Raw genomic sequence first — 19,511 nt, forward strand, 5'->3', positions numbered from 1 at the left:
CTCTTCAAGAAGTTAAATAATACGATACTTTAGTCTCTGCATAAGTAATTAGTGTTTCATAACCTTTTTGCTCGTCTGTTTCTTTAACAGATTGCCACAACCATTCATTTTCGTTGGTTAACTCTAATTCAGCTACGAAAGTTGCATTACCAATTAGTTTTAAAACATAATGCCCTTCATTATGTTTTACATGACATTGAACAAAACCACCAGGGTTATAGACTGTTACTTTACCAGTTGAAACTACTCCTTCTAAAGAAGAGACCAATGCAGATGCTGTCATCGCAGTGCCACAAGCGTTAGTAAACCCTACTCCACGTTCATATGTGCGGACGTAAATAGAATCCTCATCCATAGGATACACATAGCTCACATTTACACCGTCTGGACAATATTCATTATCCCCATTTAATTTGCTAGATAATCTTTCTTGGTGATGAGGATTAGCTATTTTATCTGAATCTACAATTCCTATTAAATGTGGGTTAGGAACAGAAACCGCTGTAAATGAAATATCATCTGCAAATTCCTCTATTACTTCATTGCAAATTTGGTGTTTATTTCTGTAAACCATTGGTAAAGATGCAAGATCAAACGATACTGGGGAAATTTCAACTGAATATGTTGGAATCCCATCGAAAATTGAAGCTTCTTTTCGTACCTTTAGGACTACTTTCATTGTTTCAATAAGTGCCTCTGAAACATTATATTTTTCACAAATATATCGAGCAACGCAACGTAAACCGTTGCCACACATGGATGCCTCAGATCCGTCAGCATTAATGACGCGCATTTTAGCAAGCCCTTTTTTAGATGGAGCGACAAGTAGTAGACCATCAGCCCCACCTAGATTGTCTTTTTGACAAAGCCAAACGCCAAATCTAGACCAATCCATACTTTTTTCATCAGTTGTTTCATATATGTAAAAGGTATTGCCTGAACCATGGACCTTATGTAAATGCATTGCCATATACATCCCCCCGTATTATCTATATATATCATAATTCTATTTTGTCAAGCATACAACTGTATATGCTCCAATTAAGGAATGTAAATATTACAAATTTATTTTTTAATGATTTTTTCTTTGCAAAACAGGGAAAACTTAGTATAGTTAAATTGCAAAATAATTTCATAAAATGATTCCTATTTTTTATAGAGTCAATATAGGGAAGGCAAATGGTGCGCCACCAGTAGTCATGCTGGTTCTAGTGGGTTCGATTCCCACCCCGAAATTTTTTATGCAACATTATATGAAAAATTTCGAGGGGGCTAGGACCTGCCATTAATTTGGATGTTCACCCCCGTAAAGGAGGCGTTTCGCTTGATTAAGCGACGTGAATTACACGAATGTAACGATCTTTATGAGTTACTAAAACACCCATCTGTCTTCCCTTTTGTGCGTCAGAAAGCTAATAGTGCCGATGAGTACTGGTTTTTGACTAACCAACTAATGGAAGACGAGGAGAACGGCAACGCCGTTTCCCGTACAATAACCGATGACTGGGGACAACCCATCGGCACAATTACCGTCTATGATGTGCAAGATGGCGCTGGCTTTTTAGGTACTTGGATTGGTACCCCACACCAAGGTAAGGGATATAATCAGAAAGCAAAAGAACTTTTCTTGCACGAACTGTTCTTTGAACTAGATTTCCATACCGTTTTCTTGCGCATTCGCACTGAAAACACCAAATCCCTTCGCGCGGCCGAAAAAATTGGATATATCATGGATGCCAAAGAAAGCCACCCATCCCTGTACGAGCAAATCAACCAAGGTGACAAGCACTTCGAATTAATGAAAATCCAAAAAGACTTCTTTTATTTATATACAGCTAGTCAGAACACAGAAGAAGAAGAACAAGCGATGTAACTTAAATGCTGAAGGCGCTCGTTTCGAGGAAGATAGCCTAAGAACGCCACTTCCTGTGGCAACGGCTATCTGACCCGCATCCTGCGGGCCTCCGACTGAAACGACCCGAGCCGTTAGCGCCTGAAGCTGGATAGAACTAAATGCTGAAGCGGCCCGTTTCGAGGAAGATAACCTAAGAACGCCACGTCCTGTGGCAACGGCTATCTGACCCACATCCTGTGGGCCTCCGACAAGCACTGGAACTTTCGAATCGAATATATCTTTTCAATTTTCGACCGAGAAAGTGGAAGTGACCTCGAGGGGCTGGCCGCTGAAGCTGGATATCTAACTAAATGCTGAAGGCGCTCGTTAAACTGCGAGGTCGTTGGAAGGCGGAAGCCAAAGTCGCTCTTTGACTTTGAGCGCCCGACTGAAACGACCTGAGCCGTTAGCGCCTGAAGCTGGATATCTTAATTAAAGCTGAACACATCCTTTAAGAGAAAGATGGTCTATTTTTGACAAATACATTGCACCTATATCGCTCGTATTAAAAGAAGCCTTCATCATAATGAAAGCTTCTTTTTTAATTCTTCGAAAAGATCATCTTCTATCTAATTCACAAATAGCCTCATAACTCTATAAAAAAGAAGGACATTATCATAATGTCCTTCTTATACAACTCCCTCATTTAGAGGTAAATTATTCTATTTGGCATAATTTAGTATCAAATCTACCATTTCATCTGGTATTTTAGGAGATTCAGTTTCACGCATTTGCTTGATTAAGACTTCTTTATGTTGCTCTAAGCTAAGTAAAGCGTCCATAAATGTTTTGTTCGTTAAATCATCTTCTTGTAGTACTTCTGCTAAACCTTGTTCAGAAAATAGTTTAGCATTTAGAATTTGATCACCACGTGATTTTTGTAGAGATAACGGAATGAGTAACATTGGTTTTTCTAAAGCTAAGAACTCAAAAATAGAGTTTGAACCTGCTCTTGATACGATTAAATCAGAAGCGTGTAATAAATCTGGCAGTTCTGTCGTTACATATTCAAACTGCTTGTAACCAGGCATATTCACTAAAGCTTCATCTATATGCCCTTTTCCGCAAAGATGAATAATATTGTGCTTTTCTAAAAGTTGCACAATGTTAGCGCGTACTGCATCGTTAATAAATTTCGAACCTTGGCTACCGCCCATAATAAGGATTACTTCTTTTTTTTCTTTAAATCCACAGAATGCTAAGCCTGTTGCTTTACGTCCTTCAAATAAAGCAGGGCGTATAATTGATCCCGTACAAGATGCTTTATCAGCTGGCAAATGCTTAAGCGTTTGTTTAAATACAGTGAAAATATGCGAAGCAAATGGTAATGATAATTTATTGGCAAGACCAGGTGTAACATCAGATTCATGTGCAATTACTGGTACACCAGCCATTTTTGCAGCTATAACAACAGGTACTGATACAAAGCCACCCTTAGAAAAAATCGCTACCGGTTTTAATTTACGAATAATTGTTAATGCTTGTGCAACTCCCGCTATAACTCTAAACGGATCTGTAAAATTTTTCATTGAAAAATAACGTCTTAATTTACCGCTTGAAATTGCATGATATTGGAGGTCAGGGAATGCCTGGCCAATAATCTCTTTTTCAATACCCTCTTTCGAGCCAATATAGTGGACCTCATAGCCTTTTTTTATGAAAGATGGTATTATAGCCTGATTGAGTGAAACGTGACCAGCTGTACCCCCACCAGTTAATATTATTGTTTGGTTCTTCATTATTATTCTCCTATTCTGCTAGAACAATGTATGAACTGCTTTGGATTTATTAGAACAGCTACTTATTTTACTATACGAAATTACAATAGAAAAGATGTCAATTAATACTTGGAGGCGAATTATATGCATGAAACAACTACGATGAGAGCGAAATGGACAGTCATGCTGAAAATTGTGTTCCCCATTTTAATCACCCAAATTGCTTTATATCTGATGTCGTTCTTCGATGTCTTAATGTCAAGTAAATATAGTACTGCTGACTTAGCAGGTGTTTCCATTGGTTCTTCGATTTGGTTGCCTGTTTATACAGGTTTATCAGGGATTCTTTTATCCATAACACCTATTGTAGCACAATTTGTCGGTGCTAAAAGGCAGAAAGAAGCGACATTTTCAGTCCAACAGGGTTTTTATGTAGCAATTGTATTAGCAATTATTATATTTGGACTATTAATGGCCGGCATTAATCCCTTATTAAATGCGATGACTTTAGAGCCTGAAGTACAACGCGTTGCACATGATTATTTGGTTGCTATGAGTTTTGGCTTAATTCCGTTATTTGTTTATAGTGTACTACGATGTTTCATCGATGCTCTAGGAAAAACTAGAATATCAATGTTCATCACTTTACTAGCTACTCCTGTTAATATTTTCTTTAATTACTTATTAATATTCGGTAAATTTGGCTTTCCGGAACTTGGTGGTGTTGGTTCTGGAGTTGCTTCAGCCGTAACTTACTGGATTATTTGTATTGTGGCTATTCTAATTACGATGAAAGGTCAACCATTTAAAACCTTTCAATTATATGCTAGTTGGCCAAAAGTCCATTTCGCAAAATGGCGTGAAATTTGCAAGATCGGCGTGCCTATTGGTCTATCTATTTTTGCCGAAACAAGCATATTCTCAATTGTGGCAATAATGATGAGTAATTATAGTACTGCTGTTATTGGCGCGCATCAAATTGCGATGAATTTTGCAAGTCTTGTCTATATGATACCTTTAAGTATATCTATGGGTGCAACTATTCTTGTTGGCTTTGAAGTCGGTGCTAAACGTTTAAAAGATGCTCGTATATATAGCTATCTATCTGTCGTAACCGCCATCATTTTCAGTTTCCTTTCCGCTACTATTTTAATCATTTTCAGGGAACAAATTGCGAGTGTATACTCAACAGATCCACAAGTAATCGCTCTAGCTACTCAGTTTTTAATCTATGCAGCTTTCTTTCAGTTATCTGATGCCATTCAAGCACCGGTACAAGGCGCTTTACGTGGATATAAGGATGTAACGATTACTTTTATAATGGCGATGATATCCTATTGGGTAATTGGATTACCTCTTGGCTATGTTGTTGCAAATTATTCAGATTTAGGTCCATTCGGTTACTGGATTGGTCTTATTAGTGGACTTACAGCTGGTGCAGTTACCTTAAGCTTCCGTCTCATTATTGTTCAACGGAAAGCGAAAAAAGAATCACAAGAAAATGCCTCTATTGCTTAATAGAGGCGTTTCAGGACTGTAGACAAACTCGAAGAAATTCGGGTTTAACTACAGTCTTTTTATTTGTATACAGAAGGCCATTGATTTCCGCTACGGTGGACGCTTTCCGCGGGCGGGTGCTAAGCCGCTTCGTCGCTACGCTCCTGCAGGGTCTTGGACTGTCTCGCTTTTCCCGCTGGAGTCACCATCTTCGCTCCAATCAACTACACATGTAATATAAACAAATAAATAAAACGCTGATTTCCGCTACAGTGGACGCTTTCCTGAGGCGGGTGCTAAGCCGCTTCGTCGCTACGCTCCTGCAGGGTCTTGGACTGTCTCGCTTTTCCCGCTGGAGTCACCACCTTCGCTCCAATCAACTACACATGTAATATAAACAAATAAATAAAACGCTGATTTCCACTACAGTGGACGCTTTCCGCGGGCGGGTGCTAAGCCGCTTCGTCGTTACGCTCCTGCAGGGTCTTGGACTGTCTCGCTTTTCCCGCTGGAGTCGCCACCTTCGCTCCAATCAACTATACATGTAATATGTACAATTAAATAAAACGCTGATTTCCGCTACGGTAGACGCTTTCCTAAGGCGGGTGCTAAGTCGCTTCGTCGCTATGCTCCTGCAGGGTCTTGGACTTCTCCACTTTTTCAACAGGAGTCATCACCTCCGCTCCAATCAACTACACATGTAATATAAACAGATAAATAAAACGCTGATTTCCGCTACAGTGGACACTTTCCGCGGGCGGGTGCTAAGCCGCTTCGTCGCTACGCTCCTGCAGGGTCTTGGACTGTCTCGCTTTTCCCGCTGGAGTCACCACCTTCGCTCCAATCAACTACACACTTGGAAAGTTTACTAGAATTCAATCGAACTTCTAAAGTTAAGTACGAAAAAACCAGCTCTCAGAATTGAGAACTGGCTTATTAAACATTATTATTTTTTAATAAATTGTTGTGTCCAGTAGTTACCTTTTGCTGCATAACCTACACCAATATGAGTAAATGAGGTACTCATAATATTAGCACGGTGACCAGGTGAATTCATCCAACCTTTTACAACTTCCTCTGGTGTTTTTTGACCCATAGCAATATTTTCACCAGCAGCACTGTATTTAATACCTAGTGCTTTCATACGGTCAAATGGTGACCCAAATGTTGGACTTGTATGAGAGAAGTATTTGTTTTGTTGCATATCAAGTGATTTCTCACGTGCAGCACCCATTAAAGCTTTATCTGATTTAAGAGCAGCTAGTCCAGCTTTTTGACGCTCAACATTAGTTAACTCGATAACTTTTTGTTCGAATTGATCTACAGAAGTTGATGCTGAGTTATTCGAATTTGATGAATTGTTTCCTGAGTTACTTGTGTTGCTATTAGAAGAACTATTGCCCGTATTATTTGAGTTACCATTTGATGGCTTGTTCTCTGGTTTAGTTGTAGTGCTACCAGAAGGTTTGTTTGAACTATACTTGTAAGTAATCTTACAAGGTTTAACACCTTTATATATTGTTTGCGTTTGCTTCGATGTATCGGATGAGTTTGTAGAAGCTGAAGCTTCCACCGTTCCTGCCTGTACGCCCATTAGCATAACGAGACTCATTGGTAATAACCATTTTTTCATGTTTTATTCCTCCTTGTCTGCAAACATCGTAACGCGGGATTTTTGTAATAAAGCGTCCAATAATTGCTACCTCGACCAATTTAGAATTAAAACACCTTGGTTTCAAGCATGAATAGGCTATGAAATTGTGCAAATTTAGCAATCTATCGTTTTATTACTAGAAGGATTGGGTTGACACCAAAAAAAATGGCTTGTTATGTTACAAAGTACCAATAACCTCGAGCTCATTAACACCTTCACCAATAATGACAATATTAGGTGGCATCTGCATATATTCTGGCATCCATTGTGTTAAACCATATGCATATTGAAAAAGCATGGGGTTTTTCGTTCCTTTAATAGGAACATACCCCTTCATGCGATAAATCGTTGAAGGAATTGTTCTAAGCCACTCCTCAAAAACCTCTTGTTCTATTGGCTCAGTGAATGTCACTAAGCGCGAACTTAAGTGCATGTGACCTATTGGTGCTGATTGGATTTGAGTAGGACGGGCCGTTGCATGCAAGCTTTGTAAAAATTTTAGAGGTACTCTTCCATTAGTTGTTTGTAGTAATTGCGCATGCGGATTCAAAGATTGAATTTCAAATGTCACCTGTGCACGTTCTTCTTCTGTAAGTAAATCGGATTTATTAGCCAAAATAAGATGCGCATGACGGATTTGCTCTAAAAACAGGGATCGTACTTGAGGTGATAATTGACCTCGTTCTAACCAGCGCTTACTATCTGCGACTGTCACAATCCCTTTAATATTTAATTGATCTGCAAAAAGAGGAGAATACACAGCGTCTAAGGCCTCTACTGGATGTGCTGCACCTGTTGTTTCAATTATCAGTACATCAAACTCTGACTCTGCTAATAATGTTTGTATTTGCGCTTCTGTTTTTTCTGAACCTGAGCAACAAATACACCCGTTTAACATTTCTTTTAACGGAACATCCCCCTCTACTGCTTGTGAATCAAAGTTTAATTTTCCTAGTTCATTCATAATAATTGCTGGTTTAATATTTTTTTCTTTTAATTGACGGATTACATCTGTCATCATAGAAGTTTTACCACTTCCTAAAAACCCACTAAAAAGATATACATCGACCATTTAAATCACCTTTCTTTATAAATGCATGAAAAAGCTGACCTCCTTTGACGGTCAGCTCTTCATGCATTTCTTTTTTATCACCAAATGTGATTTTATACTATTTCGAACTACTTTGTTGTTTCATCAATTTCTTAGCTTTTAATAACTGAGGATCGTCTTTTTTGATCTTCTGTCTTAGCTCTAGCATTAATGCATATGTTGTTTGGCCTTTTAAAACGCCAGTTTCTTTAAGCTTTTGGTCTTTTTGGAATGACATTACTGCAGCTTTTGTTGTTGCATCAAATAGTCCATCCACTTTACCTGGTGTATAACCTACTGCTTTCAACATTTTTTCTGCAGCCAACACTTGATCTGATAAAGAGCCCTCTTTCATTTCTTTTTCAGGATCAAGATATGGTAATGAAGCATATGAAGGATAATCTACTTTATTAGTTGGTTCAATACCCTTCTCATGAATCCAATTACCTTTAGGTGTTAACCACTTAGCTGTAGTAAATTTCAAGTTTGAACCATCTTTTAAGCTACTAGCAGTTTGAACTGTTCCTTTACCAAATGACTTTTCACCAATTAATGGAATATTACCAGATTCACTAAGCGCACCAGCTAAAATTTCAGAAGCCGAGGCACTACCACCATCGATCAATAACGACACAGGTACATTCACTTTACGTCCACCTTGTGCTTCAACCACTTCTTGTTTTCCAGTTCTGTCTTCTATTTGCATAACAGGTTCCCCCGTTTTAACAAATAGGCTTGCAATACTAACAGCAGAGTCAAGCAAACCACCTGGATTTTGACGGACATCAACTACAAGTGATTTCATGCCTTTAGCTTCCATATCATCAAGTGCTGTTAATAGTTCTTTATATGTGTTATTAGAGAAGGTTGTAATTTGAATATGTGCAACTTTCCCGCTTAACATTTCACTATAAACTGTTTCAATCGGAATATCGTCACGAACAATTTTCATCTTAACTTTTTTCTCACTATCACCACGAACAATTTCAAGTGATACAGATGTTCCTTTTTCACCACGAATTAATAATACAGCCTCAGAAGAAGTCATGCCTGAGATGCTTTTACCATCAACTGTAGCAATGATATCGTTTGGTAAAATCCCTGCTTTTTCAGCCGGCGAGTTTTTAATCGGTGAAACAACTACTATATTGCCACTTTTCTCTTGAATTTCAGCTCCAATCCCTTGAAAGCTAGAAGAGATACTTTCATTGAACTGCGAAGCTTCCTCAACATTCATATAATCTGAATAAGGATCTCCAAGTGCTTCAATCATACCGTTGATCGCACCATTTACTGCTTCGTCTGTATCAATGTCTTTGTAATAGTTTGCTTTCAATTCATCAAATGCGTTAAATAATTTTTGGAATTCTGTATGAGTAGGCGTACGAACTTCTACAACTTTTTTCTCTCCAAATGTTAGCGCAAAGATTGTTAAACCAGAAGTAAATAATATTAAAACAATTACCATCATGATTAATGCAAAAGGTTTAATACGTATGTATTTGCCAGCCGGCTTTACATCTTCTAATTTTTTTTGTTCATCAGTAGGTACATCGTTTTTTTCTGGCTCCACTTTGTTTTGTTCGTCCATTCATTTCACCACTTTCAATCTTCAAGTGTTTTAAACACTAATACCATAATATAGTACGACTCTTTCAACGTCAATTAAGCCCTTTCATTGAGAGTGAAATATCTTTATTTAAAATTGTCACCCCCTCCCCTCTTGCGATTTAATTTAGAAATAAACTTCCTGTAATCATCAAGTACAATTCATTTCTTACCTTATTCAAACTAGACCCCTTTTTTTCTTGAATAATCTAAAGGATTATTTATGCTAATGCCGAAAATATATTTCACAAAGAATTATAGGAGGTTACAATGACTAATTTAATTTCGCATATTGCCACCCTTGAGATACCCGTCACTATAACCTGTATAAAAATAAAAAGACTGTAGAAAAAGTTTTTTTCAATTTGTTCAACATTCGGGCCAGATTGTTGAGTAACTTACTTAAGGTTATATAATTAGGTGTAGCTTATTGGCGTGGATTTAATCAACGCTTCGAAGGATATCGGGGAGTCCTTATCGAAATTATTAATAGGAACGTAACTGCGGTTGTATTACGTAAAGGGAGGAGGTTCACTATGACAAGAATTATGAGAAGTTTAAAGATTAGCTCTATGCAAAGTTTATACTGTAAACAAGGTGGTTGTTTGTATAGAGCTAGAAATTGGTTTCCGCCTGAAAAGTGATTATTGTTTATAGTAATGACTTTGCTACCTTAAAAATTTCATCTGATTTAAGGAGCGAAGCTAACATGAAATATGTAAATGCAGAAAGCATCTTTCCAGTAGAATTACTAAATGAAATACAGAAGTATGTAAATGGAGAAATGGTTTACGTCCCTATTTCTAAGGGATCACGGAAGAAATGGGGAGAAAACTCTGGGAGTAAAACTTATTTGAACGATAGAAACCTTGAGATCCGTCAAAAATTTTCTGCCGGCATAAAGATAGATCAACTTTCAGATCGATTCTTTCTTTCTCGCGATAGTATTAAAAAAATAGTTTACTCAAAAAAATAGTTTGTATATGTCACATCGGATTAAATCTGATGTGACTTTTTTGTGTAAAGTATAATTTATAATCATTCATTATATATTCTCACTGGATTGCTTTTATTATAATTACATATATAAGCACAAAGGATGATGCTTAATACAGTTTTGGAGGTCAGGATAAGTTTAATTTTTTTCAATTAGATGCTGATGAAAGTAGGCGATCTTTGTTAATAAAGACGAGGAGAGTAGCTTTATTATCCTTACTACAGTATGACTTAGAAGGGAAAGCTTTCAAGCAGTGTTTAAGAATGTTTTTTATCAGGTAAGGGATGGAAAACATATCAAGCAGCTGAGTAGCTGAGAAAGTCTTATCTACAATTATTGTTTAAAATGAAAACTTACACATATGTTTTTATGTCTATTTTAAAAGGAGAAGCCTATGAAAATTGAAGTTTATTTAACAGATAAGAATGAAGCATATATTATAAAAAACTTATACCCTTAGTACCTATATGACCTTTCTGGACATTATGATAGAATCCCGAATGTTCACGGGATATACGAGGATAGTGATGATTTTCGAACACTAAACGACCAGTATGAAGTTCAAAATATCTGGTGGGAAAAGCCCGGAATTTTATTCCCATACGTAATTTCAGTAGATGGGATTCCGGTGGGATTTATCTTAATAGCAACTCCGCCACATTGTAATAAAGGAATTGATTATTTTGTAAATGAATTCTTTTTAATTCAATCATTAAGAGGAAAAGGTATCGCTGAAAGAGCAGCAAATATAGTATTTGATCAATTTAAAGGAAATTGGGAGTTGTTTACTAACCCGTTAGAGAAAAACATTGTTGGACTAAAATTTTGGAGGAAGTCAATATCTAATTACACTAATGGAGTTTACATAGAGAAAAACGGGAAAACATTTGATGGACAAAAGACTATTTTTCGATTTGATAATTCCGGAAAACAATTGATTTCCAAATAACTCATTTAAATAGACGTGTACTTATGATATTCCGCACTCAGACACTTTAATGGAGTAATGAAAAAGCTCAACTTCTATATTAAAATTTAGGGAGAAGTTGAGCTTTTTAGTATTAGCTTTCCTTATCGGTGTAAATCCGCATTTTCCAGGTGGCACTCCTTATTGCATATAAGGATACTGCTGACATTTAATCGCTAAGCCCCGCCTTTACTTCATTTGTTCCCCATTTATTATCAAAAATCAATCGGTTTAGTTGTTCACGTTTTTCCCAGTTGTGTATTTCAAGCAAAGGTCGATCTGGATAATTATCTGTATACCCAATAGAAATTAATGCTATGGGATCAATATGATATGGAATCTCAAGAATTTTTCTTACATCAGACTTTTTATAAAAACTTACCCATCCCATAGCTAATCCTTCTGCGTAAGCAGCAAGCCACATATTTTGAATCGCACAACTAACAGACATCAGATCAGTTTCCGGAATAGAGTTTCTCCCCAATACATGATCACCCCCGCTAAAAGGATTGCAAGTTACACATATAGTAACAGGAGCTTCAATAATACCGGCAATTTTTAGATCAAGAAACTTCAGCTCACGATCTGTATCTTCATAATGTATGGCTAATGCTCGTCTTTCTTTTTCAACAATTCTTGCAAGTTCTTTCTTAATCTCATCATTTTTTATAATAATAAAATTCCATGGCTGCATAAAATCAACTGATGGAGCACGATGAGCTGCCTCTAATAAATTATATAATTTATCATCAGGTATGGGGATATTTAAAAAGGACCTTATATCTCTCCTATTAAAAATGGCCTTATATACTCCGTTTCGCTCTTCTTTAGTTAATTGATACAAAACTACCCCTCCAAATTTATTGAAATTACAAATTTTAACAGAATGCTATTTGTGAAGATCTACTAACAGCTATACTTATTTTATATCCTTTTTGAGTAAATCACTTATCAATTCTCCCTATACAATCATGGTAGTAATCCGTTAAAGGTAAAATGGCGGATTTCCTTTGAATACAAGTAGCTGATATTTACTTTCGATATGTTTCGGGCAGTATTCATACCAATACATTTATTTACACCTCACAGAATAGAACATTTGTTCAATTTTAACTTTTTTACTGTTCATTGTAAATTAATCATTTATTAAATCAATAGAAATGAATGCAAAATAAAAAACATACACCACTAAATTGATTATAGTAATGTACATTTACTTGTCTTTAATATTAAAGTGGTCTCAGCTTAGATTTTCCGAAGCTTTACGCGGGCGATCCCCGAGCCTCTTCATCGCTACGCTCCTGTAGGGTCTCGTCTGTCTCGCTTTTCCCGCTGGAGTCGAGCGGACGCTTCTCCAAACCAATAAAAATTATTACCTTAGTAATTAGAGGTAGTTGGAATGTGTTATACCAACTGCCTTTTTGTCGGGTCTAACCTATATAAAAATAAAAAGACTGTAGAAAACTCGATTTTTTCGAGTTCGTCTAAAGTCTAAGACCACATCCAAAAAGTGTTTTTAGATACTAATCTAATTTTTTGATAGATTTGATTGCAATATTACCCGAAAGTAATAAGCCAGTTAGAACTAAAAACGTTGCTATAATATTATACAAAGTAATATTTTCATTAAGAAAAATAGCAGCTAAAATATATCCATAAATTGGCGTCATAAATAACCAATTATTAGCCCTTACTGCATCTTGTTTCAATAAATAAAACCATAACAACATCGTACCGATTGATATTACTAACACTAACCATATTAACGAGCCAAATAGATAACAATCTAATTTCAAAAAATAGATATCTTTTTCGAGCATAAATGTTATAGGGATTAATACCACTCCCCCAATAAGCACTTGCCAAGTATTAATAACAATATTCGGTAGGTTTAAATTAGCTTTTTTAAAATAGACACTTCCAATTGCCATTGCAATCATTCCCACACCTAAAATAAGCAACCCCATTCCTTTTACTTCACTATTCATGATAGAAGGCCAAATCGCTATTAATAATCCAACTGCGGCGATAATCATCCCTATCCATTCTCGGAAGGAAACGTTTCTTTTTAGCCATATGTAGGATAGAAAGGCAACAATAAATGGATTGGTTGTAACAAACAAATTAAATAAACCTGCAGATATATAATTTAATGCCCAAAAGGATGCGCCTAAATAAATTGTTGTATTCAATAACCCTAAGATAATTAGGGGTCTCCATTCGATTTTCTTCGGCCAAGGACTTTTTTTACTGATTATATAAACATAAATAAATAGTAATATTCCTGCGATTAAAAATCGACTTGTAGCAAGTAGCATAGGGGTGGTAGAATACAAGCCAAATTTAGTAGCTATCGCCGCAGATGACCATAAAAGTGTAAAAAACAAGCCCACTATCGTTTTCATCTTTTCGCTCCTTATAATAATTAATCTTTGAAATGACCTTCATTAAAGGCCATAACTAAGTTTTGCATATATTAGATGAGCGGTTTTTACTGAATATCAGATTGATTTAACTAGATGTCGGATATTGAACGGTTTCTAAATTTCCTTCTATGACATAGATTATATTTGATTATATTTCTACCTTCTCTGATTTTTTCGATACTGGCTAGGCGTCATACCCTCATGTTTTTGGAACAAACGCGTTAATGAGGATTGATGATCTAAGCCAACTTGAATCGCAATATGTAAAATAGATAAATCTGTACCTCTCAGTAATTCTTTAGCTTTATTCATACGTACATCTTGTATGTATGTTGAAGGTGATTTACCTGTTTCTTTTAAAAACCATTCAGAATAATATGAACGGTTGTAATGTTCAAGGGAAGCAAGGTCTTGTACTGTAATAATTTCATTAAAATGTTCATGGATATATGTAATGGACTTAGGTTGTTGTTCTTGTATTAAACATTTAGAAATATAAGGATAGAGTTCGTTAACAGCTGATCCTCGTAATGATTGTTGTTCGATTTCGTTTAGTATAAGATATTTGATTCCTTTCCATTGATTATTCAACTTATATGATTTCCCCCTATTTTGTAATTGCCTCTCAGTAAGCATAAAATGAGGGATATCTAATACTAAAAACTCATTTCGACCAACTGAATGGAATGTATGATTACATTCAGGAGGAACAAAAAATATAGTTTCAAGATCTAATAAAAGTTTTTTCGACTCGGTCTTTATAGAAAGTTCTCCTTGTAGAGGGAGTATTAACTGTGCATAACGATGTGAATGGTTTTCTTGATCCGAAGTATAGGTTCTTCTTTCGGCAACAATATCTCTAACTTGTTCCATTATCATTTCCTCCAAAATGTAAACAGATTCTACTGACTTTATAACTTTTGAAACTAAAAATATTCTTTAATTACTTATATATATGAAACCATTATGATATTAAACTCGGATACCATCCAGTATTTTGAATCAGAGCAAAAAGACCAGCAATTAATTATATGGCCATTTTTTCTATATTTAATGATATGAATTAAAAAAGCAAGCGACCTTTTCAATGACTTCTAAAATAGAATGGTCACTTTTGTGTCACTTGCTCATTTTTTTAGTATGTGATTAGAACGTTTATATTTCGACTAGTCTTGAATCGCTGCTTCTAATGCAACAACCATCATATCGTTAAACGTTAATTGACGTTCTTCAGATGATGTTACTTCACCAGTAATGATATGGTCACTTACTGTTAGGATAGAAAGCGCTTGACGGCCATATTTTGCTGCTAAAGTGTAAAGTGCTGCTGATTCCATCTCAACTGCTAAAACACCATAACGAGCTAATTTTTCATTTTGATTTTCTTCACTATAGAACATATCTGCAGTAAAGATGTTACCCACTTTTAAATTCAGACCCGCTTCTTTTCCAGCATTATATGCTTTTAAAAGTAAATCGAAATCAGCTGTAGGCGCATAGTCTAAACCATTGAAGATAATTTCGTTCATTTTTGAATCAGTAGAAGCACTTTGAGCAATAATAACGTCGCGAACTTTAACATCTTTTTGAATTGCTCCACATGTACCTACACGGATTAGTTTTTGTACACCGTATTCTTGCATTAATTCGTTTACATAAATAGAAATTGATGGCACACCCATACCTGTACCTTGTACAGATACACGTTTACCTTTATATGTACCTGTGAAGCCTAACATATTACGTACTTCGTTATAGCATGTAACATCCTCTAGATAAGTTTCTGCAATGTATTTCGCACGTAATGGATCTCCAGGAAGTAGAACGATTTCTGCGATATCGCCTTGTTTGGCATTAATATGAATACTCATTAGTATCACTCTTTTCATTAGTATAGTTATTCATCATATTTCTATAAAACAGCTATGATGCTACAAGCATTGTACCAAGAAAGTCTGACCTCTGACAAATATTATCTTAAATAAATTTTAAAAATTTTATTAATTAATTTACCCCATTGTTACTTAATAATAACTTAAATTAATTATATTTTAATTCGTATAAATACCAAAGTTCATCAAAAACACGTGCGCTCATTTCGTCATCTGCTTTTTCTTCGATGTATCTCGAAAGCATATGGAAATCTGTTGATTGTTTAGGAAAACCATGATCTTGAAAAGCTGCTTCTGCAAACGAAGCTTTTTCATCATGTTTTTCACCACCACGAAATGTTTGAACATAACTGTAGAACGAATGATTCATGAATATCTCCCTCCTAATAGTTACTTAGTCACGATATATTTTTTGAAAAGTATAGAATATTCTTTCATAAAGAAGTAAAATGAACAGTATTCAACAGAAATATGGAAAGTGGGTGACAGATTGGTAAAAAAATTCAAAATTAATGCGCGAAATGTAAGGGAAAGCACTGATCAAAGCACTAATAAGACATCAGTTTCAATGGCTTCATTTTTCAGAAAGAAAAAAAAGCAAAATAACATTGAAGTTCATGGACCTATTCAATCAAACTTTTTCCAAATGATTCGCGGCCGCATTATTACTAACTTCTTGATACTCATCATTATTCTATCAGCAATGCTTGTTGTTTCCTATTCAAATATGTCAAACCTTCAAAACGAATTAAAGGTTTTTACAGGGAAGCATCTTGTAGAACAGATGAAAGTAAATAGTTTAGCTGCTGATATAGCGAAACTATCTAACTCTGAACAAAGTTATATTATAACGGGAAAAGATAATTTCCTAAGACAATATAGTCAGGATAAAAACCAAATTGAATCCAATTTATTAGATCTTCAAAAAATATTCGCTGACCGAAAAGAAGAATTAGATCGAATTACTTCCATCGACCAATTTTATAACAATTATATTCAGTATTCGAAACGATTGATTGACACTCGCCAAAAATCAGGTCTTGAAAATGCTCAAAAACTCGTTCTCGCTGGAAATGGCAAGACAGCCATGGGTTATATAGATGTGCATATTGAAATGATTAATGACATGCTAATAAAGAAAAGTAATGAACAAATCAAATCACTTGAAAAGCAAACGGAAATTGCATTGATAATATTCTTGATTTTAACAATATCGTCTATTATTTTAACTATTGTAACGGGTACCCTCTTGTTCCGTTCAATTAAACGTAACACATTAGCTATTAATACATCTATTATGGATATTGCTCAAGCAAATGGTGACTTGACAAAACGAGTAAAAGTAAAAACAAAAGATGAATTTGCTGAAATCGCCAATAGTACAAATGTGTTAATCACATCCATCTCTTCATTAGTAAAACGCGTGAGCACACTTGCTGAAAGTGTATCTGCTAGTGGGCAACAATTAATGGCTTCAGCCGATGAAAATTCGAATATTATCCAATCAATTGCCGATACAACAGGTGAAATCGCTGAAGGTAGCGAGCAAACGATGCTACGTATGAATAACGCAGTTCAAAAGATGAATTTGTTAGAAGAAGCTGCACGTTACTTAAGTACAGATGCTGAACATGTGAAAACAGCAACTGATCAAATGAAGATTGCTGCTGAACTTGGTGGAAAAACCGTCGAACAGTCTTCAAAAGTAATGATGTTAATAGAAGAAACTATGGCTAATACTACAGAAACCGTTGAAGCACTAGGCAAAAAATCATCCGACATCACTTTCATTATTCGTACAATTACTGATATCTCTGAACAAACAAACTTACTGGCCCTTAATGCAGCCATCGAAGCAGCTCGTGCTGGTGAACATGGTAAAGGATTCGCTGTCGTAGCAAATGAGGTTCGAAAGCTAGCTGAGCAATCTCAAAAAGCAGCACGTGAAGTAACGGGGATCGTTTCATCAATCCAATCAGAAGTACAAGCTATTATCACACAAAATCATGATGGTGTACAAAATGTCATACACGGTGTTGAAGTGACAAATGAAACAAATGCTTCTTTAGATAAAATTATTAAACAAACAAACGATACTGTAGCTATTATTAACAAGATGGTCATTCAAATTGAGCAAACTTTAAGCTATAGCCAAGAAGTGGCTGCTTCCTTTATAGAAGTAAATCAGATTGCAGAAAATACAGCAATGAGCACAGAGCGTTCAGCAGCTTCTGCTGAAGAAGGCTCTGCATCAATGCAAGAAATTACAGCTTCAGCAATTGAACTATCCAATCAAGCTGACGAATTGCGAAAAGTGGTTGGGGAATTCAAAGTATAACTTTTTCACTAAATGACTTGCAATTTCTATTGAGATTGCAAGTTTTTTTTATTCTACTCATTAATTTATATGTATCAGAAATTCCTTCGTTCATCTGTTATTACCCCAATCCCCTTCTCAAGACTACCTTTCATAGTGATAACAATGATTACACTTGGGATATTAGTCGTATAAAAAAAATGGCAGGAGATAAGACACCATCTCTCGGCCATTTACATATTAACAAATTTGGCATACGTTTTATTACCATGTATTTTGCAGTCATATAGATAACATTTTGAAACATAGTATGGCTCGAAATAAATTCTTGGGCGGTAGCCCTTTAAAATTCGGCCAATCAGTTTATTATATTTTTCTTTTGTATGTTGTAAGTCCATAATGGATTCTTCAAAATTTTCCTCTATCACCGCTTTATCTATTGCTCTTACACTACTTTCTACAATTTCATCATTTGTTTCTGTTTTCATCTTGTCTATAATATCTGACGCTTCTTCTACTCTACCTAATTGAATAAGTGCATAAACATAATGTTCTACCCAATCATACGATCTAACAATTTCTCTCCATCCTATTTCAAACAAAGGAATTGCTTCATCAAAGTAGTTAATTTGCACATAAAGTTCAGCTACATTTACTTCACCCATATAATTTTCATCATTTGTATTAACTTTTTTCAGCGTATTAAGTACAGAATCGTAATCATCTAAATGTAAGTAAGAAACCATTTCCGCATATTTCAAAAAATCGCCATCAGTTGCAGACTTTTTATAATGTTCTGCTGCTTTTTCAAAATTGTCCATGTTAAAATATGCTGCTGCCAAATTCGCATGGACTACTTCAGTATCTTCCATTTTTAAAGCATATTCTAAAATTCTGATGGCTGAAATGTATTTTTCCATTCGCAAATAAATTTCACCGAGTAAAGCAAAAGGAAAATAATGTTTTGGTTGTTGCTCTATTACTTCAGCTAAGAGCGGTAAAGCTTTGTAATATTCTTCAGCGTCTTTAATATAAAAACATGCTAAGTTATGGAGCGATTGTATATCTCTTTTTTCCACTACTGCTTGCTCTAGCATCATTTGAGCTTCTTCAAATTTAAATTCTTGTAATAACCGATTAACAGCTATGTCATTTAAATTCATCTTGTCACCTTCCAATTCAACTATGCAAATAATAGCATATTCATATAAAAAATGTACCACTTCTCAAAATTTATAAACTTTTCAAATTATATTGTTTCATAATAATGTTGATATTCTCATGTTCGCGTGTTAAAATTTCATTATTATTAACTTTCAAACAATTGAATATACTCACTTATCAAGAGAGATGGAGGGACTTGGCCCGTCGATATCTCAGCAACCACCCTATTTGTGGCAAGGTGCTAATTCCAGTAGACGTAGTCTTGTAGATAAGGAAATTGACTTCAT

General features: G+C 35.4%; 15 protein-coding genes, 1 pseudogene and 1 riboswitch. Of the genes and pseudogenes, 5 read left to right on the forward strand and 11 right to left on the reverse strand.

The window, feature by feature from the left end:
* Nucleotides 1-4: 4 nt before the first annotated feature.
* Nucleotides 5-970, reverse strand: coding sequence for a diaminopimelate epimerase (gene dapF, locus ACZLO7_RS14730; RefSeq protein ID WP_464940070.1), 966 nt, complete (start codon nucleotides 968-970; stop codon nucleotides 5-7).
* 354 nt (nucleotides 971-1,324) lie between these two features.
* Between dapF and ACZLO7_RS14735 the strand changes: the two genes are divergently transcribed.
* The gene (locus tag ACZLO7_RS14735; RefSeq protein ID WP_464940071.1) at nucleotides 1,325-1,873 is read left to right on the forward strand and encodes a GNAT family N-acetyltransferase; all 549 of its coding nucleotides are present in this window, start codon (nucleotides 1,325-1,327) and stop codon (nucleotides 1,871-1,873) included.
* A 683-nt stretch (nucleotides 1,874-2,556) separates the two neighbouring features.
* On the opposite strand, the gene murG is transcribed toward ACZLO7_RS14735, so the two are convergent.
* On the reverse strand, nucleotides 2,557-3,633 hold the full coding sequence (gene murG, locus ACZLO7_RS14740; protein WP_464940072.1) for an undecaprenyldiphospho-muramoylpentapeptide beta-N-acetylglucosaminyltransferase: 1,077 nt from the start codon (nucleotides 3,631-3,633) through the stop codon (nucleotides 2,557-2,559).
* A 123-nt stretch (nucleotides 3,634-3,756) separates the two neighbouring features.
* Here murG and ACZLO7_RS14745 point away from each other — a divergent pair, with 123 nt between their 5' ends.
* A complete protein-coding gene (locus ACZLO7_RS14745) occupies nucleotides 3,757-5,130 on the forward strand; it encodes an MATE family efflux transporter (protein ID WP_464940073.1) in 1,374 nt (457 codons plus the stop codon).
* A gap of 925 nt (nucleotides 5,131-6,055) precedes the next feature.
* Here ACZLO7_RS14745 and ACZLO7_RS22790 read toward each other — a convergent pair.
* The 3 genes and pseudogenes from ACZLO7_RS22790 to ACZLO7_RS14760 form a co-directional block, all read right to left on the reverse strand.
* Nucleotides 6,056-6,430: pseudogene (locus tag ACZLO7_RS22790) on the reverse strand (YkwD family sporulation-associated protein); the annotation flags it as partial.
* Nucleotides 6,431-6,941: 511 nt separating this feature from the next.
* The gene (locus ACZLO7_RS14755) at nucleotides 6,942-7,835 is read right to left on the reverse strand and encodes a CobW family GTP-binding protein (RefSeq protein ID WP_464940075.1); all 894 of its coding nucleotides are present in this window, start codon (nucleotides 7,833-7,835) and stop codon (nucleotides 6,942-6,944) included.
* 97 nt (nucleotides 7,836-7,932) lie between these two features.
* A complete protein-coding gene (locus ACZLO7_RS14760) occupies nucleotides 7,933-9,444 on the reverse strand; it encodes a lmo1851 family serine protease (RefSeq protein ID WP_464940076.1) in 1,512 nt (503 codons plus the stop codon).
* Nucleotides 9,445-10,170: 726 nt separating this feature from the next.
* Here ACZLO7_RS14760 and ACZLO7_RS14765 point away from each other — a divergent pair.
* Both ACZLO7_RS14765 and ACZLO7_RS14770 read left to right on the forward strand, forming a co-directional pair.
* Nucleotides 10,171-10,437 (forward strand): CD3324 family protein, encoded by a 267-nt coding sequence (locus ACZLO7_RS14765; protein ID WP_464940077.1) that lies wholly within the window; start codon nucleotides 10,171-10,173, stop codon nucleotides 10,435-10,437.
* 532 nt (nucleotides 10,438-10,969) lie between these two features.
* Complete coding sequence (locus ACZLO7_RS14770) at nucleotides 10,970-11,407, forward strand: GNAT family N-acetyltransferase (RefSeq protein ID WP_464940126.1); 438 nt, start codon at nucleotides 10,970-10,972, stop codon at nucleotides 11,405-11,407.
* Nucleotides 11,408-11,594: 187 nt separating this feature from the next.
* On the opposite strand, the gene bluB is transcribed toward ACZLO7_RS14770, so the two are convergent.
* From bluB to ACZLO7_RS14795, 5 genes are all read right to left on the reverse strand, one after another.
* Complete coding sequence (gene bluB, locus ACZLO7_RS14775) at nucleotides 11,595-12,269, reverse strand: 5,6-dimethylbenzimidazole synthase (protein WP_464940078.1); 675 nt, start codon at nucleotides 12,267-12,269, stop codon at nucleotides 11,595-11,597.
* Between the two features lie 679 nt (nucleotides 12,270-12,948).
* Nucleotides 12,949-13,830 carry a DMT family transporter gene (locus ACZLO7_RS14780; protein WP_464940079.1) on the reverse strand — a complete coding sequence of 294 codons (882 nt, stop codon included), beginning with the start codon at nucleotides 13,828-13,830 and terminating at the stop codon, nucleotides 12,949-12,951.
* A gap of 177 nt (nucleotides 13,831-14,007) precedes the next feature.
* Nucleotides 14,008-14,724, reverse strand: coding sequence for an AraC family transcriptional regulator (locus tag ACZLO7_RS14785; protein ID WP_464940080.1), 717 nt, complete (start codon nucleotides 14,722-14,724; stop codon nucleotides 14,008-14,010).
* 293 nt (nucleotides 14,725-15,017) lie between these two features.
* Nucleotides 15,018-15,722, reverse strand: coding sequence for a purine-nucleoside phosphorylase (gene deoD, locus ACZLO7_RS14790; RefSeq protein WP_464940081.1), 705 nt, complete (start codon nucleotides 15,720-15,722; stop codon nucleotides 15,018-15,020).
* Nucleotides 15,723-15,891: 169 nt separating this feature from the next.
* Nucleotides 15,892-16,113 carry a YozE family protein gene (locus ACZLO7_RS14795; RefSeq protein WP_464940082.1) on the reverse strand — a complete coding sequence of 74 codons (222 nt, stop codon included), beginning with the start codon at nucleotides 16,111-16,113 and terminating at the stop codon, nucleotides 15,892-15,894.
* Between the two features lie 120 nt (nucleotides 16,114-16,233).
* On the opposite strand from ACZLO7_RS14795, the gene ACZLO7_RS14800 reads away from it, so the two are divergent.
* Nucleotides 16,234-18,081 carry a methyl-accepting chemotaxis protein gene (locus ACZLO7_RS14800; protein WP_464940083.1) on the forward strand — a complete coding sequence of 616 codons (1,848 nt, stop codon included), beginning with the start codon at nucleotides 16,234-16,236 and terminating at the stop codon, nucleotides 18,079-18,081.
* Nucleotides 18,082-18,293: 212 nt separating this feature from the next.
* Here the strand turns inward: ACZLO7_RS14800 and ACZLO7_RS14805 are convergent, their stop codons facing one another.
* On the reverse strand, nucleotides 18,294-19,223 hold the full coding sequence (locus ACZLO7_RS14805) for a tetratricopeptide repeat protein (RefSeq protein ID WP_464940084.1): 930 nt from the start codon (nucleotides 19,221-19,223) through the stop codon (nucleotides 18,294-18,296).
* Between the two features lie 172 nt (nucleotides 19,224-19,395).
* Nucleotides 19,396-19,499, forward strand: a riboswitch (SAM riboswitch).
* The last annotated feature ends 12 nt before the right edge of the window (nucleotides 19,500-19,511 follow it).

The organism is Viridibacillus sp. d25.2 (assembly GCF_055456015.2).